Origin of the sequence: Fervidobacterium nodosum Rt17-B1 (assembly GCF_000017545.1) — a bacterium.
Classification (GTDB): Bacteria; Thermotogota; Thermotogae; order Thermotogales; family Fervidobacteriaceae; genus Fervidobacterium; species Fervidobacterium nodosum.
This window is the reverse complement of record NC_009718.1, coordinates 291,394-307,077: the sequence shown is the minus strand read 5'-3', so window position 1 is coordinate 307,077 and position 15,684 is coordinate 291,394. Positions and strand designations below refer to the sequence as shown.

Genomic DNA, 15,684 nt, shown 5'->3' with positions numbered 1-15,684 from the left:
AAAATACAATTACACTTCAAAGGGAGGAAAAAAACATGTTTGAAGATACAAAGATTGAGGAAATTATAAAAAGTATGACAATGGAAGAAAAGATTAATTTTGTTGTTGGTGTTGGGGCTACTTGGATAGAAGGAAATCCAAAACCAAAAGTTAAAGGTGCAGCAGGTGACACATTTGAGATACCAAGACTCGGGATTCCTAGAACGGTACTTGCAGATGGACCTGCTGGACTTCGTATAGACCCAGAAAGAGAAAATGATGAAAATAAATATCACGCAACGGCTTTCCCAGTTGAAACGATGTTAGCCTCAACATGGAATAGGGAAGTTCTAAAAAAAGTTGGAGAAGCCATGGGAGAAGAAGTTAGAGAGTACGGAGTAGATATTCTTCTTGCACCAGCGATAAACATACACAGAAATCCATTGGGTGGAAGAAATTTTGAATACTACTCAGAAGATCCTCTACTAACAGGAGAAATGGCGGCGAGTTTCGTTGAAGGCGTGCAATCTCAAGGAGTAGGTGCATGTATAAAACACTTTGTTGCAAACGAACAGGAAACAAATAGGATGACGATAGATACAATTGTTTCTGAAAGGACTCTGAGAGAAATTTACCTTAAACCATTTGAAATAGCTATTAAAAAAGCTAAACCATGGACTGTAATGAGTTCATACAATAAACTCAATGGATATTACACTTCACAAAACAAATGGTTATTAATGAAGGTCTTAAGAGATGAATGGCAATTCGATGGTTTTGTTATGACAGACTGGTTTGCAGGAGACAGCGCTGCAAAACAACTTATGGCTGGAAACGATTTGATAATGCCTGGAAAGTCTTTCCAAATTGTTCCACATTTGAGGCCAAAAGACGAAAGAGATGATATAAAAGAAGCTCTTGAAAAAGGTGAGCTCACAGAAGAGATAATAGATGAAAGAATAAGGAATATCCTCCGAATTCTTTTCAAAACACCGGCATTCAAAGGTTATAAATATTCAAATAAACCGAATTTAGAAAAACACGCAAAAATTTCTTACGAAGCAGGCTGTGAAGGTGTGGTATTATTGAAAAATGATGATGTATTGCCAATTTCAAAGGACACAAAATTTGCGTTATTTGGAACTGGACAAATTGAAACGATACGCGGTGGAACGGGTAGCGGAGAAACTCACCCAATGTACACTGTTAACTTCTTAGATGGTGTATTAGAAAGAGGTTTAAGCGTTGATCAAGAATTAGCCAAACTTTACAGAGAAAAAATTGAAGAATTCAGAAGCGGAGATTACAAAGTTACTAGAGGAAGTTGGGGAGAAGAAATAAAACCTAAACTACCTGAAAATTTCATCCAAGAATCACAACTCGAAGAAATTGCAAAAAGAAATGAAGTCGCTGTTGTTATTATAACGAGAATATCCGGAGAAGGTTACGACAGAAAAGCAGAAAAGGGAGATTATTATCTTAGTGATGATGAATTTGAACTTTTGAAAAGTGTATCAGAGATATTTAGAAAACACAACAAAAAGGTCATCGTTGTTCTTAACATTGGTTCACCTATAGAAGTTGAAAGTTGGAAAAATTTATGCGATGGTATATTACTTGTTTGGCAACCAGGTCAAGAAGCTGGAAGAATTCTTGCAGATGTTCTTACTGGAGACGTAAATCCATCAGGAAAATTGCCAACAACATTCCCAAAAGATTACAATGATGTTCCATCGCGTTCGTTCCCGGGTGAACCGAGAGATAATCCAACTGTCATTGTATACGATGAAGGGATATACGTAGGATACAGATATTATGATACATTTAGAGTAGAGCCATCATACGAATTTGGTTTTGGACTTTCTTATACAACATTTGAATATTCGAACTTGTCGATTAAACGTGTTGGTTCAAAATTTGTTGTTGAATTTGACATAAAAAATACAGGCAACAGGTCAGGTAAAGAAGTGGCACAACTTTACGTAAGAGCACCAATTGTGAAGATAGACAAGCCATACCAAGAATTGAAAGCATTTGAGAAAACAAAACTATTAGAACCAGGCGAAGTACAACACATTATTATTGAATTATTCGCATCCGATTTAGCTTCTTTCGATGGAAACTCATGGATTGTAGAGGAAGGTGAATACGAATTCCGCATAGGTGCGTCCTCAAGAGACATAAGACTGATTGGAAAAATAAAGATATGAATTTTAGGAAGGTGATGGTATGAGAGAAAAGTTGCTGTTATTAATTATGGTTTTATTAGTACTTCTTTCTACAGTTGGTTGTTCTTTCACAAAGGAGGAATATGCGTTGTTAAAAAGCGATAAATGGAAATTAATCTGGTCTGATGAATTTAATGGAAAAGAGGTAGATAGAACAAAATGGAACTTCCAAATTGGAAATAACAACGGTTGGGGTAACGGTGAATGGCAGTACTATACAGATGGAAAAAACGCGTGGATAGAAAACGGGATGCTTGTTATCGAAGCAAGAAAAGAAGTTGTAAAAGACTCAAAAGGTACATATAATTACACTTCAACGAGGATGACAACGGAAAATAAATTCAGTATCCAATACGGAAAAATAGAGGCAAGATTAAAATTTCCTCAAGGTAAAGGACTCTGGCCAGCATTTTGGATGCTTGGTGAGAATTTCAGGTACGTAGGCTGGCCTACCTGCGGTGAAATAGATATAGTTGAATTTCTTGGTCACGATAAAAAGACAGTTTATGGAACAATGCATGGACCTGGGTACAGCGGAAGTTACGGAATTAGTGGAAAATATATGATTGATGTAACTACCAAACCATCTTTTGTTGATGATTTCCATGTATTCGGCATTATTTGGGATGAAGAAAAGATAATATGGTACGTTGACGATGAAATATACCATGCGGTTTACAAAAAAGCCATAGAAAATCGTGGAAAAGTTTGGGTCTTTGATAATCCATTCTTTATCATACTGAATCTTGCCGTAGGTGGCTATTGGCCAGGTTATCCAGATAATACAACACCCTTCCCGGCCAGATTTTACATTGATTATGTAAGAGTGTATACATTAGATGAAGAGTAACAGAGGTGATCTAATTTGGCAAATATACGCGAGGTCGCTAAGCTAGCTAATGTATCAATAGCAACCGTTTCAAGGGTTTTAAATGGAAGCGACAGAGTTTCCGAGGAAACAAGAAAGCGAGTTTTAAACGCGGTGAAAAAATTAAACTATAAGCCAGCGTTTTCATTTAAAGAAGGAACTGGAAGACTCCTTCGCACAATAGGAGTACTTATGCCAGACATAAGGGGTTACCATTACAGTGATATAGTAATGGCAATTGAGGAATATGCGTATACTAAACAATTCGATATTATGCTCGCACTTCCAAAATGGGAAGTTGATATCGAAGAACACATACTTGATCAGTACTTTCGCAGGAAGGTGGATGGAATTATATTAGGAGAGTTGTTTGGTGGTCAAAAATTAATCGAGAAATTTACAAAAAGCGGTGTTCCAGTTGTTTTAATAGATTTCCGAGTTGATGAAATCGACTTTGATGTTGTAAATGTTGATAATGTAACTGGTGGTTACTCAGCAATTAAATACCTCTACGTCAACGGTCACAGAAACATTTTATTTATTCCCGGTCCAGAAGTATCTCCAGCAGCATTAGATAGAGAAAAAGGAATAAGGAAATTCGTTGAAAAGTTGCCTAACAGAAGCGAAGTTAATATATACTATGGAGAACACAGAGGATATAATTCAGAGCACGGTTGGGTTAGCGTGACACAACATCTTAAGAAGTATGGTTTAAACTTCACCGCAATCTTTGCGGTAAACGATTGGGCTGCTTTAGGTGCCATAGATGCATTGAAAGACCATGGAATTAAAGTACCAGACGAAGTATCAATAATAGGGTTCGATGACGCTCCATTTGCACAGTATACTAACCCAAGGCTAACAACCGTTATGCAGCCAAGATGGGAAATGGGAGTTACTGCTGCCCAATTGCTCATCTCAAGAATACTTGATAAAAAAGCAAGATTGCCACGAAACATAATATTGCCAACAAAATTGATAGAACGTGAATCAGTGAAAAAAATACGGTAATATAAAAACAAAAAGATCCCGGTCGTTGTTACACCCGACCGGGATTTTTTAATATTATCTATTTTTGTCTATCAAATTTTTCAGCTTCTATGATTACTCTGTACTTTTGGTTGTCAACTTCAACGGTAAATTCTTTTGTAAAATTATTGGGAAGGCTCTTTAACGCAGTCTCATCTATCGTTTCCCAAAACATATTTTCTGCAATAAGCTGCGCTTTTTCTTGTCTTATAGCTTCATTTAACATCTCTCTTTGCATTGGAATCGTCATTGAAACTATCGCAACTATCATTAGAAGAATTACCATCGAGACGATTAATTCTATGTAAAACATATGACACCTCGTGATGCATTTTAACCAACTTTATTTTCAATCTTCAAGAAATTTTTGAATTCCTTGTGCAGCACTTTTACCTGCTCCCATTGCAAGTATGACTGTTGCTGATCCAGTTACGATATCTCCACCAGCAAATACTTTTGGAATACTTGTTTGTCCATATTCGTTCGTTATTATGTAACCGTATTTATTAGTTTTCAGATCGGGAAATTGAGAAAGTAAGAATTTGTTTGCTTCTGTTCCAATTGCCTCAATTACTGTATCAGCTTCAATAATAAAATTACTACCGTTTACAAATACGGGTCTTCTTCTTCCACTCTCGTCTGGTTCGCCAAGTTCCATCCTTACGCACTCTATAGCTATGAGGTTACCATTTTCGTCGCCGACGTACTTTACAGGGGTAGCTAACGTTAAGATTTTTATCCCCTCTTCCTTGGCATGGTGAATTTCTGCTTTTCTTGCAGGCATCTCAGCTTCTGTTCTTCTATAAACTATGGTTACATCTGCACCTAATCTCAACGCACTTCTTGCCGCGTCCATCGCTGTGTTTCCACCACCAACAACTACGGCCTTTTTCCCAACTCTTATAGGTGTGTCATATTCTGGAAATTTATAGGCACGCATTAGATTGACACGGGTTAAAAACTCATTCGCAGAGTAAACACCATTTAATTCGCTACCAGGTATACCCATAAACTTTGGTGTACCAGCACCAACACCAACAAAAACCGCATCGTAATCTTCAAGAATTTCGTGAACGGGTATTGCGTAACCAACCGGTATATTTTTCAAAAAATTCACACCTAATTTTTCGAGGTCAAATATCTCTTTCTTTACGATCGATTTTGGTAACCTGAACTCCGGGATTCCATAAATGAGCACTCCACCAAATTCATGTAGTGCTTCGTATATATCAATTTGGTAGCCTCTTTTCCCAAGTTCCGAAGCAACCGTAAGTCCAGCTGGTCCTGAACCAATTATCGCAACTCTCTTTTTATTATTTTTTATAATAATTTCCTTACTGTATTCAGTATTTTCAAATTGTACGTTATTTTCAGAAGCCCAATCAGCGACAAAACGTTCCAAAGCACCTATATTTATAGGTTTTCCTACTTTACTAAGTACACATGCACCTTCACATTGAACTTCCTGAGGGCATACTCTTCCACAGATAGCTGGAAGGTAATTGTATGATTTAAGTATCTTAAACGAGCCTTCTAAATTCTCTTTGACGATTTCTCTTATGAATCCAGGAATATCTATTCCGACAGGACATCCCGAAATGCACGTAGGCACTTTGCATTGTAAACATCTTTTTGCTTCTTCCTTTGCCATATCATAGTTGTAACCTAAAGCTACTTCATTAAAGTTATTTTTCCTTTGCTCAGCTGGTTGTTCTAAGACCTCTATTCTATCTCTTACAGCCATGATATATCACCTATCTGGTCAAGGTATCTCTCAAAAGCAATTTTTTCCTGTTCTTTGTATTGATTCAATCTTTTCATAAAACTATCCCAATCAACATATCGCCCATCGAATTCTGGCCCATCCACACATACGTATTTTATCTCGCCATCTTTTTCATTTTTTATAAGTGTTCTACATCCACCACACATTCCTGTTCCGTCTATCATTATTGAATTTAATGAAACCCATATTGGTAGATTATGTTTATCAGCAACTTCGCTTGCAAACTTCATCATAATCGCAGGTCCAACTGCCCAAATAATATCGTATTTTGAATTTCTAAGTTCTTCTTCCATAAAATCTATGACTGTACCTTTCTGACCAGATGAGCCATCATCTGTTGCTTTTATTACTCTATCTGCAAACTCAAACTCATCTTTCATAATCAAATCGTCGATAGTACGTGCACCAATTATAACGGTTAACTTATTGCCAACTTCTTTTAAAGCTTTAGCTATTGGGTAAATAGCCGCGATACCAACACCACCGCCAATTACCAACACATTACCATAAAATTTTACCTCGCTAGGTTTTCCAAGAGGTCCAGCAACATCAAATAATATATCTCCTTGTTTTAATGAACACAATTCGTACGTTGATTTACCAACAGCCTTAACGACAATTCTAAAATTGTCTCCGTTTGTTTCAGCGATGGTAAGAGGTATTCTTTCGCCTTTTTCACTAACTTTAATAATGACAAACTGCCCTGGTTTTGTATGTTTACTGACAAAAGGATTAAAAATCCATAGTTCATGGATCCCTTTAGATAATTTTCTTTTGGATATTATTTTGTTTATAGTGTCTGAATGTTCAAACATTTTATAAATTCCTCCTAAAAATGTTAAACTATTTAAACACTTTTCTGTGCATCCACTAAGGCAAGAAACTCATCATTTGATTTGGTCTCTTTTAATTTAGATAAAATTAGTTTAATTCCCTCTTCTTCAGACATTGAACTAAGCATTCTACGGATTATCCATATCTTCTTAAGATCGTTTTGGCTAAGTAGTAATTCTTCTTTTCTTGTACCTGAAAGTGAGATATTAATGGCAGGAAAAATTCTTTTATTTGCAAGTTGCCTTGAAAGAACCAATTCCATATTTCCTGTTCCTTTAAATTCTTCGAAAATGACTTCATCCATCTTTGAACCTGTTTCTATAAGTGCAGTTGCAATTATCGTTAGACTTCCACCTTCACGTGTATTCCTCGCTGCACCAAAGAAATGTTTAGGTTTATACAAAGCAGCTGGGTCAACACCACCACTTAACAATTTTCCGCTCGGTGGGACAGTAATGTTGTAAACTCTTGCAAGGCGTGTTAAACTATCAAGCAAAACTACCACATGATTTCCATATTCAACAAGTCTTTTACACATTTCAAGGGTTAATTCCGCAATTTTAATTTGCTTATCGGAAGGCATATCAAACGGGGCTGCTATTACTTTTGCATTAACGGATTCTTTTATGTCTGTAACTTCTTCAGGTCGTTCATCAATTAAGAGGACTATTCTAATTGTATCAGGATGGTTTCTCGCGATTCCATTGGCTATTTCTTTCAAAATAGTTGTCTTACCGGCTTTAGGTGGAGCTACTATCATCCCTCTTTGACCCTTTCCAATGGGAGCAAATAAATCTATGAGTCTTGTTGAGTATACTTCTTTATCTGTTTCGAGTATATATCTCTCTTTTGGATAATCTGGTGTTAAGTTCTCAAAATTCACCCTTTCATTGGCAAATTCTGGTGGCTTGTAATTTATAGCTTCAATTTTTATCATTGCGTTAAAACGTTCGCCTTCTTTTGGTGGTCGAATAACTCCTGATACGATGTCACCGGTATTCAAATTGAACTTTCTTATTTGAGATTGTGATACATAGATATCTTTTGGACCTGTAAGCATGGTCTCTAAACTACGCAAAAAACCATAACCATCTGGGGCTATCTCTAAAACTCCTTCTCCAAAGAAATAACCCTCAGCTCTGGCTTTTGCTTCTAAAATTTCAAATATCAAATCCTGTTTTCTCATACTTGTATACCTTGGTATATCGTATTTTCTTGCAAGCTCATAAAGTTCTTTCATTGTCATATCTTCAAGTTGTTTCATGTTAATTCCATCTGTCAAACGCCAAACACCTCCGGAACAAAAGATTTTGTCATACCGGCACAACTTAAGAGAATAATTGATTTAACAAGGCTTCTTTCCTTTGAAATTTATTCACTATCTTTACTTTGTTCGGAATAATCTATCTCCGGCATCTCCAAGGCCAGGTAATATGTAACCATGGTCGTTAAGTTCTCTGTCAAGTGATGCGGTATATATATTCACATCCGGATGAGCCTTCTCGATAGCCTTTACACCTTCTGGTGAGGAAATCAAAGATATGAATGTGATTTGCTTTCCACCGAGTTCTTTAACCTTTGTTATTGCGTCTATTGCAGACACTCCAGTTGCCAACATTGGATCAAGAATAAAGATTTCACTTTTATCGTGGAGCTTTGGAGTTTTGAAATAATAATCAACAGCTTTCAACGTTTCTGGATCGCGGTAGATGCCTATATGTCCAACTGACGCATTAGGTAGCAATTCAAGTATTCCATCAACCATACCAAGTCCAGCACGTAATATGGGTATAACAACAATATCTTTATCATTTATGTAATAACCCTTGGTTTTTTCTAACGGGGTTTCAACTTCCAATTCATAAACTGGTATGTGACGTGTAGCTTCGTATGTTATCAAAAGGGTAATTTCTCTTAATAGTTCCCTAAATTCTTTTGGACCCGTCTCTTTCTTTCTCATAATCGTGAGTTTATGCTTTATCAATGGGTGATCAACTACATATAGCACAAATATCCTCCTCCATTTCAAGTTTCTTAGATTGACTGAATTACCCCAAGTTCTCTCAATTGTTCTTCTATATCATATTGCATAAGCTTTGGAATAATCAAATCTAAATCACCATCTAAAACTGCTTGAAGATTATATATCGTCAAGTTTATTCGGTGATCTGTCACCCTATTTTGAGGGAAATTATATGTTCTTATCTTCTCACTTCTTTCACCACTGCCAATTTGATTCTTCCTCTGAGAAGAAAGTTTTTCATCCTGCTCTTTTCTTGCGAGTTCATAAAGTTTTGCCCTTAAAACCATCATAGCCTTCTCTTTATTTTGGTGTTGTGAACGTTCAGATTGACATGTTACAACAATACCAGTGGGTATATGAGTAATTCTTATAGCAGATTCCGTTTTATTAACGTACTGCCCACCCGCACCAGATGCTCTGTAGGTATCTATTCTTATATCCTTTGGGTCTATATAAACGTCGACATCTTTCATTTCAGGTAGTACAGCAACCGTTGCCGTTGAAGTGTGTATTCTTCCACCAGATTCTGTAACAGGAATCCTTTGAACCCTGTGTACACCTCTTTCGTATTTCATGTATGTTCCACTGTTTTTTCCTTTTATTCTTACTACAACTTCTTTGTATCCACCTAAATCTGATTTGCTTTCATCGATAATTTCAGTACTCCATCCCATTCTCTCAGAATATCTTAAATACATTCTCAATAAATCACCCGCAAATAACGCTGCTTCTTCTCCACCAGTTCCTGCCCGAATTTCTAAAAATACATTTCTATCTCTGAATTCGTCATCTGGAAGAAGTAATGCAATAATTTCGTTTGATATCTTCTCTATTTTACTATCCAATTTCGCTATTTCGTCTTCACTACCTGGTTCTTGTTCCCAAAGTTCTTTTTCATCTAATAGATTAAAATATTCATTTATAAGTTCGTCAATTTCTTTAAATTTAGTAAACTCTGCAGAGATTTTTATCATTTCCTTTAATTCCAAATTTTCCATCATTTTCTTTTCAATCTCTTCCAAAGTTTTTTTCACCCAACTGCGGATACTTTCCATTAAACTCCTGTCCATCCTATCTTCTTTGCCACCTCCTCAGGATTGCGTGCAAATCCAATCACAGATTCCTTTGTTATTTCATTTGAAAAGTAAGCCTTAAGTAAAGCATCGTCAAATAATATATTTCCCTGCTTTTGAGCAGTTTGCATTATACTCTCTATTTGATGTATTTTTCCCTCTCTTATTAAATTTCTGACAGCTATGTTGGCAACGAGAACTTCAACTATCGGTATTACTCCAGACGATTTCTTTGGTACAAGTCTTTGGTAAACTACCCCCACAAGAGTATTTGCAAGTTGCAATGATACTTGCTTTTGTTGGTGTGCCGGGAAAACATCGACTATTCTTTCTGGGGCGGTTGCTGCCGAGTTAGTATGTAGCGTTGCAAAGACCAAGTGCCCGGTTTCTGCAGCGGTAAGTGCAAGCGAAATTGTTTCGAGATCACGCATTTCCCCAACTAATATGATATCAGGATCTTGTCTTAAAGCGTATTTAAGAGCGTCTGCAAAACTTTCCGTATCCTTACCAACTTCTCTTTGATGAATAAGAGAATTCTTGTTTTCGAAAATATATTCAATAGGGTCTTCTATAGTGATTATATGATAAGCGTATTTAGAGTTTATATAATCTACCATGGCAGCAAGTGTTGTGGATTTACCGCTTCCCGTTGGACCAGTAACAATTATTAAACCTGTATCTCTTTCACAAAATTCTCTCAAAACGGGTGGTAAACCAAGTTCTTCAAATGTTCTTATTTTCTTTGTTATAATTCTCAAAGCAAGCGTCGGATTACCTCTTTCATAGTATAAATTTGCTCTTATTCTAACGTCTTCAAATCCAAAGGAAAAATCTACTTCCATATTTTCGGAAGCAATACCTTCTTCCATCATAAGGTGCTTAATTGCCTCTTTTAAATCTGATTTTTCAATTATAGGATATCCCTGCATTCTTGAAAGAAAACCATCAACCCGTACAATTGGTGGATTACCAACGGATAAGTGAACATCTGAGGCCCTCATATTTCTTGCCTTACTAACAATTTCGTAAATGTTTAACATGAAATTACCCTCCTAAGGAAGATTTGTTGTCATCAAAAAGCATTTTGAGTTTTTCAAGAACTGGATCTGTAATCTCATCAGATAGGATAACTTCAACAGGTCTGTTTAACCCACTTTTATTTTTGTAGAGTAATTCTATTTCTTGCCTCTTCTCCTTTATTACTTCATAACTGAACTGTTTTGATTTGTCAAAGATAATTTTTATACTATCTTCATTTTCATATACAGTTGCCAATGATAAACCAACAAATATCGATAAATCGCCGTTTAATTTGAGTTCTTCTAACAATTCTTTTGTTACTTGTTTTAAGAACTTAGCTTGTGAAACATTTTGAGATAAATGCTTCTCTTCTTTCTCTTCTCTCTTCAAGTCAACCTGAATGTCTTCATTTTTCACACTTTCGTTTAATTGTGCTGATGGCATCTTTTCGCTTTGTGGAAGTGTATTTTCATTTTGTTCCGTAATTTTTTCATCCTGAATATTCTTGGAAAGTTGCTTAGTACCAACATTGTCCTGAGAAGATCGAGCAGTTGAGGCAACATTAGAAATATTCGAATATTTACCGTGATATCTATTAGCAATTGATAGGAACATTAACCTTGCAATTAAAAGTTTCTCTTCTGCAAATCTGATTTCTTTCAAAACATTATAAAAATCACTTGCTAATTTTAACATATTATCTTCTTTTTTCTCTAAAGTTTTTTCAATCAATTGGTTTATGAATGTATCAAAGTCACCACGTTCTATGTAAATATCATTCAATATTTTCTCGATCAACTCTCTATCGTTATTTAATGTTGCTTCTATAAATTTTTCTATGGTTTCTTCACTTATAAGTCCTAATGCTTCATCAACTATTTTTTCGGTAACTTCTCCTCCTGTATATCTAATGACTTGCTCTAACGTTGAAAGTGCATCCCTTAGTCCACCCTCAGCACGTTTTGCTATTTTCTTCAAAGCTTCATATGTTACGTCAAAACCTTCTTTTTCGCAAACTGATTTTAATTTACTTATTATGTTTTCTTCAGATATGTTTCTGAATTCAAGTACATGGCATCTTGACATTATTGTTGGAGGAATTTTTTCAGGATTGGTTGTTGCAAGTATAAAAACAATGTGTTGTGGTGGTTCCTCTAATGTTTTAAGAAGAGCATTGAAAGCTTCTCTTGTGAGCATGTGAACTTCATCTATAATGTATACTTTGTATTTTCCCATTACGGGAGTAAAATTTACACCTTCTTTTATCTTTCTTATTTCATCAATACCTCTATTCGATGCAGCATCTAACTCTATAACATCAAGATGAGAACCATTATCTATAGCTTGGCATGATGTGCATTCGTTACATGGCTCACCAAATTGATTTTTTTCACAGTTCAAAGATTTCGCTAATATCCTCGCGGTAGTGGTTTTTCCTGTCCCCCTTGGACCAGCAAAGATATATGCATGATTTATCTTTTGAAGTTTTAAAGCATTCGTTAAAAGCTTTTTTATGTGTTCCTGACCAACAATATCGTAAAAATTTTTGGGTCTGTATTTTCTGTATAATGCTTCCATAAAATTTCACCTCAGTTTTTCCAACCAGTTTTTTCCACAATAAACGTTATTAATTTTCATTCTTTTTTTTGAGATAATTCGTTATAAACACCAGAAATTATCTCTACGATTTTTTCTTTTGTTTCAGAGTGAAGTGGATCAAACCATAATGAGTTTTTAAATCTTCTAAGGTATATTAACTGCCTTCTTGCGTAATGTCTTGTGTTTCTTTTGATGAGATGAATAGCAGTCTCAAGACCATATATACCATCTAAATAATCTATTATCTCTCTGTATCCAATAGTTTTAAAGGTATCGAGTGTTTTATCGTATTTTTCTATGAGTTCTTTAACCTCGTCTATTAAACCGTGTTCGATCATTTTTTCAGCTCTAATGTTGATACGTTCGTACAGTATGTTCCTGTCTGTATTCAAAACAATTAAAACAAAATCATCTGATTTATCTTGTTTTTGTAATTCAGAAATTCTCTTTCCCGTTTTTAGATAAACTTCCAATGCCCTGATGGTTCTTTTCATGTCTTGTGGATGTATTCTGCTTGCGGCTTCTGGATCAAATTCTTCAAGCATTTTTCTCAATATGCCTGGCTCTTGTTCATTTAATTTACTAAGTTCTTTTCGGATATTTTCATCACGTGGTACTCCTTCAAAAAAACCTTTTACAAGAGCATCTATATAAAGTCCAGTACCTCCAACATAAATAGGGATTTTTCCTCTTAATAGGATTTCTTTTTCAATTTCCTTTGCCATTTTTTGGTACAAAAAGGCATTAAAATATTCATTAGGTTCTATAATATCAATCATATGATGCTTAACTAACATCAACTGATATGGGTCAGGCTTAGCTGTTCCTATATCCATATACTTATAAATCTGCCTAGAATCCATGGAAATGACTTCTATTGGTAAATTTTTTGATATTTCAACAATTAAGTCTGTCTTGCCAACACCAGTGGGACCAGAAATGATAATCCTCTTCAAATTCATCACTCTTTCACAAAAATTCTTACAATTCTTACTTAGAATGGTCTATTACAAATTACTCTACTTTCAACTCAATACTAACATTATTGGCTTTCATATCGTTTTTCTCAGTATATATAACCGCATCAGACGCTGTCATTTTTACACCCTTCTTTGAATCGTTAATAACAACTGCACCAATAAGGGTGAGTTCGCCTTTTTTCTTATCGTATTCAAATTTATCCGCAACAGCCGTAATATCACCTTTTGTTATATTAACTCCTCCTTTTTTTGTACCACTGTACTTATCGTTATCCAAATCAAAGTTTATAGTATCTGCAATAATCGTTATCTTTTCATTACTCTTTGAGTCAATAATTGTCACAGTTGTATTTGTTAAGGTACCTGTTCTATTATCAAGGTCGTAAGTCATTTTATCTGCTACGGCACTACCACCATCAAATGAAAATTCTGCTTTTGCAGGTATATCTACTATCTTCCACTTATCATTTACTTTTTTAACATACATTTCAGAAGTTTTGACACTTACCTTATCTTCTTCAATATTGACAAAAATTCTTCCTTTGTAATAAATAACATCGCTTTTTGGCTCAACGTAATCCGCTGATACTCTTACAGTTTTGGATTTTTTGGATGTTGAAGTTGTTGTAGTTGTCGTCTGAGCCATAAGTAAGTTCACAAAAAGTAAACCAAGTAAAATCAAAGCTATTACGCTTTTTAGTTTTTTCATAATAGTCCCCTCCTTAAATTTAGTTCTGCATTTTTTCTCACTTATATATAGAATCTGTTAGTTTTTTCCCAGCCTGATAAAATTTGTTGGCTATGATAGCAAAATTAGAATTATTATCGATCTCTATATTGATAAAATATTTTGATTTTGAAATTCTATCCTTGGCTATATTAAGTGTTCTTGAGAAAGTCGATAAAAGAAGGTAATCTGAGGCTCTCTGAGGTTTGAAACTTTTTATCCAATCAATGTATATTATAACATCTCCAAGCGGAATTCCAAATATCCAACTTAGTGAAGTATAACCTTTCACAGGTGAAAAATCAATAGGGTAATTAATTGCTTTTGCAATTATGTCTATGGAGTTCCCTACCAAAATTTCCTCTTGAGATGATTCAAGGTTAAATGAACAAAATTTTATTTTCTCAGAACCAGTTATTTCAAAATTTGGAACCCATTTTTCAAAAAATTGCGTCAAATTTTTCCTACTTTCCTCTTCATCCAACTTTTTCTGCATTTTCACGAGAGTAAATACATTCTTTGAGATTTCCTTCAATGAATTTTTCGAGGCATTAGGAAAAATTTTTGGTAATTCATTCCACATTTTTGAAAGAGTATTGTAAGCACTATTTTTGTTATAATACCACAACAAAGCTGGTATACATGAAAAACCAGAACAGTAAATCTCAAAATCACCACTTAATCTTTTATTTTCCTCAATTTCATCTATTGATTTAAAAAATCCAATTGCACCAATGTAATGTACAATGTCACCGCCCAATGAAATTTTCAAATTCATCTCTCCTATTGTAAATTATTTTTAGAGCGTTATTATAAACTTCCCTGTATTTTTCCAGTTCAGTCCACTGAACTGAGATTGGATAAGAAATCACAAAATCCGCTGTCTCTATTTCTCTTTGAAGAATTATATCTCCTTTAATTGAATCAATATAAAGCATTAGCTCCATATGTGTGTTATAAGAATTTTTTGGTTCCTCAAAAATACTTGCAACGACTCTTTCAACCCCTTTATTTCTTAGTTCAATCACTGGAACTGGTGATAGAACACCACCATCTAACATTTTGGTACCTGCAATATAAGTTGGTTCAAAGACACCTGGCACTGTGCAACTGGCAAGGACTGCATCGACTAAAAATCCTTCGTTAATAACTATAGATTCAAGATTTTCCATATCAAAAGCAACAACATCAACAGGAATTTTTAAATCAGAAAACTTAGCTCGACCGTAGAGAGATTTAAAGAAATCGTAATAATCATCGAGATCTACAAGAGATTCCACCAAGATTAATTCAAAATTGAAAAATTTGAAATTGGAAAATTTTTTCCTTTTTAAAAAGTTTGTTATATTTTCCGCCAACACTCCATAAACTTTTTCAGAATCTTGATAGAGTGCATAAAGAGTCCCGACAATTGAACCAAAAGATGAACCTGAAATTATGTCTGGCTTCTTCCCACACAATTCAAATAATTTAAGTGTGGCTATATGTGAAAAACCTTTTACCCCACCAGCTTCCAAAGCTAAACCTATCATAAATAT

Annotated in this window: 15 protein-coding genes; 3 read left to right on the top strand and 12 right to left on the bottom strand. The window is 35.0% G+C overall.

Going from position 1 to position 15,684, the window contains the following annotated elements; translation table 11 throughout:
- Positions 1 to 35 precede the first annotated feature (35 nt).
- The 3 genes from FNOD_RS01475 to FNOD_RS01465 are packed head-to-tail and all read left to right on the top strand — an operon-like array spanning position 36 to position 4,086.
- Complete coding sequence (locus FNOD_RS01475) at positions 36 to 2,189, top strand: beta-glucosidase (RefSeq protein ID WP_011993475.1); 2,154 nt, start codon at positions 36 to 38, stop codon at positions 2,187 to 2,189.
- A 19-nt stretch (positions 2,190 to 2,208) separates the two neighbouring features.
- Entirely contained in the window at positions 2,209 to 3,057 is an 849-nt protein-coding gene (locus tag FNOD_RS01470) for a glycoside hydrolase family 16 protein (protein ID WP_011993474.1), read from the top strand.
- 15 nt (positions 3,058 to 3,072) lie between these two features.
- Positions 3,073 to 4,086 (top strand): substrate-binding domain-containing protein, encoded by a 1,014-nt coding sequence (locus FNOD_RS01465; RefSeq protein ID WP_011993473.1) that lies wholly within the window; start codon positions 3,073 to 3,075, stop codon positions 4,084 to 4,086.
- A gap of 58 nt (positions 4,087 to 4,144) precedes the next feature.
- Here the strand turns inward: FNOD_RS01465 and FNOD_RS01460 are convergent, their stop codons facing one another.
- The 12 genes from FNOD_RS01460 to FNOD_RS01405 all read right to left on the bottom strand — a co-directional run bounded on the left by FNOD_RS01460 (position 4,145) and on the right by FNOD_RS01405 (position 15,678).
- On the bottom strand, positions 4,145 to 4,417 hold the full coding sequence (locus FNOD_RS01460; RefSeq protein WP_011993472.1) for a hypothetical protein: 273 nt from the start codon (positions 4,415 to 4,417) through the stop codon (positions 4,145 to 4,147).
- 36 nt (positions 4,418 to 4,453) lie between these two features.
- Positions 4,454 to 5,848, bottom strand: a complete 1,395-nt coding sequence (gltA, locus tag FNOD_RS01455) for an NADPH-dependent glutamate synthase (protein WP_011993471.1) — start codon at positions 5,846 to 5,848, stop codon at positions 4,454 to 4,456.
- Positions 5,839 to 6,705, bottom strand: a complete 867-nt coding sequence (locus FNOD_RS01450) for a sulfide/dihydroorotate dehydrogenase-like FAD/NAD-binding protein (protein ID WP_011993470.1) — start codon at positions 6,703 to 6,705, stop codon at positions 5,839 to 5,841. The genes gltA and FNOD_RS01450 overlap by 10 nt, the downstream gene beginning before the upstream one ends.
- A 32-nt stretch (positions 6,706 to 6,737) precedes the next feature.
- Complete coding sequence (gene rho / locus FNOD_RS01445; RefSeq protein ID WP_148202085.1) at positions 6,738 to 7,988, bottom strand: transcription termination factor Rho; 1,251 nt, start codon at positions 7,986 to 7,988, stop codon at positions 6,738 to 6,740.
- 120 nt (positions 7,989 to 8,108) lie between these two features.
- A complete protein-coding gene (upp, locus tag FNOD_RS01440) occupies positions 8,109 to 8,732 on the bottom strand; it encodes a uracil phosphoribosyltransferase (RefSeq protein ID WP_011993468.1) in 624 nt (207 codons plus the stop codon).
- 26 nt (positions 8,733 to 8,758) lie between these two features.
- Positions 8,759 to 9,802, bottom strand: a complete 1,044-nt coding sequence (gene prfA / locus FNOD_RS01435) for a peptide chain release factor 1 (RefSeq protein WP_011993467.1) — start codon at positions 9,800 to 9,802, stop codon at positions 8,759 to 8,761.
- Entirely contained in the window at positions 9,802 to 10,860 is a 1,059-nt protein-coding gene (locus tag FNOD_RS01430; protein ID WP_011993466.1) for a type IV pilus twitching motility protein PilT, read from the bottom strand. Before FNOD_RS01430 ends, prfA begins: the two co-directional genes overlap by 1 nt.
- Before the next feature lie 4 nt (positions 10,861 to 10,864).
- Positions 10,865 to 12,418, bottom strand: coding sequence for a DNA polymerase III subunit gamma/tau (dnaX, locus tag FNOD_RS01425; RefSeq protein WP_011993465.1), 1,554 nt, complete (start codon positions 12,416 to 12,418; stop codon positions 10,865 to 10,867).
- A 56-nt stretch (positions 12,419 to 12,474) separates the two neighbouring features.
- Positions 12,475 to 13,395, bottom strand: a complete 921-nt coding sequence (miaA, locus tag FNOD_RS01420; RefSeq protein ID WP_041256771.1) for a tRNA (adenosine(37)-N6)-dimethylallyltransferase MiaA — start codon at positions 13,393 to 13,395, stop codon at positions 12,475 to 12,477.
- Between the two features lie 58 nt (positions 13,396 to 13,453).
- Positions 13,454 to 14,128, bottom strand: a complete 675-nt coding sequence (locus tag FNOD_RS01415) for a hypothetical protein (protein ID WP_011993463.1) — start codon at positions 14,126 to 14,128, stop codon at positions 13,454 to 13,456.
- Between the two features lie 37 nt (positions 14,129 to 14,165).
- Positions 14,166 to 14,924, bottom strand: a complete 759-nt coding sequence (locus FNOD_RS01410) for a hypothetical protein (protein WP_041256769.1) — start codon at positions 14,922 to 14,924, stop codon at positions 14,166 to 14,168.
- Positions 14,896 to 15,678, bottom strand: coding sequence for a patatin-like phospholipase family protein (locus FNOD_RS01405; protein WP_011993461.1), 783 nt, complete (start codon positions 15,676 to 15,678; stop codon positions 14,896 to 14,898). Before FNOD_RS01405 ends, FNOD_RS01410 begins: the two co-directional genes overlap by 29 nt.
- Positions 15,679 to 15,684 lie beyond the last annotated feature (6 nt).

Coding starts and splice junctions, on each gene's coding strand:
- FNOD_RS01470 (WP_011993474.1), top strand. CDS start 2,209: ATGAGAGAAAAGTTGCTGTTATTAATTATGGTTTTATTAGTACTTCTT.
- FNOD_RS01475 (WP_011993475.1), top strand. CDS start 36: ATGTTTGAAGATACAAAGATTGAGGAAATTATAAAAAGTATGACAATG.
- FNOD_RS01450 (WP_011993470.1), bottom strand. CDS start 6,705: ATGTTTGAACATTCAGACACTATAAACAAAATAATATCCAAAAGAAAA.
- rho (WP_148202085.1), bottom strand. CDS start 7,988: ATGAAACAACTTGAAGATATGACAATGAAAGAACTTTATGAGCTTGCA.
- FNOD_RS01460 (WP_011993472.1), bottom strand. CDS start 4,417: ATGTTTTACATAGAATTAATCGTCTCGATGGTAATTCTTCTAATGATA.
- dnaX (WP_011993465.1), bottom strand. CDS start 12,418: ATGGAAGCATTATACAGAAAATACAGACCCAAAAATTTTTACGATATT.
- gltA (WP_011993471.1), bottom strand. CDS start 5,848: ATGGCTGTAAGAGATAGAATAGAGGTCTTAGAACAACCAGCTGAGCAA.
- FNOD_RS01405 (WP_011993461.1), bottom strand. CDS start 15,678: ATGATAGGTTTAGCTTTGGAAGCTGGTGGGGTAAAAGGTTTTTCACAT.
- FNOD_RS01410 (WP_041256769.1), bottom strand. CDS start 14,924: ATGAATTTGAAAATTTCATTGGGCGGTGACATTGTACATTACATTGGT.
- FNOD_RS01415 (WP_011993463.1), bottom strand. CDS start 14,128: ATGAAAAAACTAAAAAGCGTAATAGCTTTGATTTTACTTGGTTTACTT.
- prfA (WP_011993467.1), bottom strand. CDS start 9,802: ATGGAAAGTATCCGCAGTTGGGTGAAAAAAACTTTGGAAGAGATTGAA.
- FNOD_RS01430 (WP_011993466.1), bottom strand. CDS start 10,860: ATGTTAAACATTTACGAAATTGTTAGTAAGGCAAGAAATATGAGGGCC.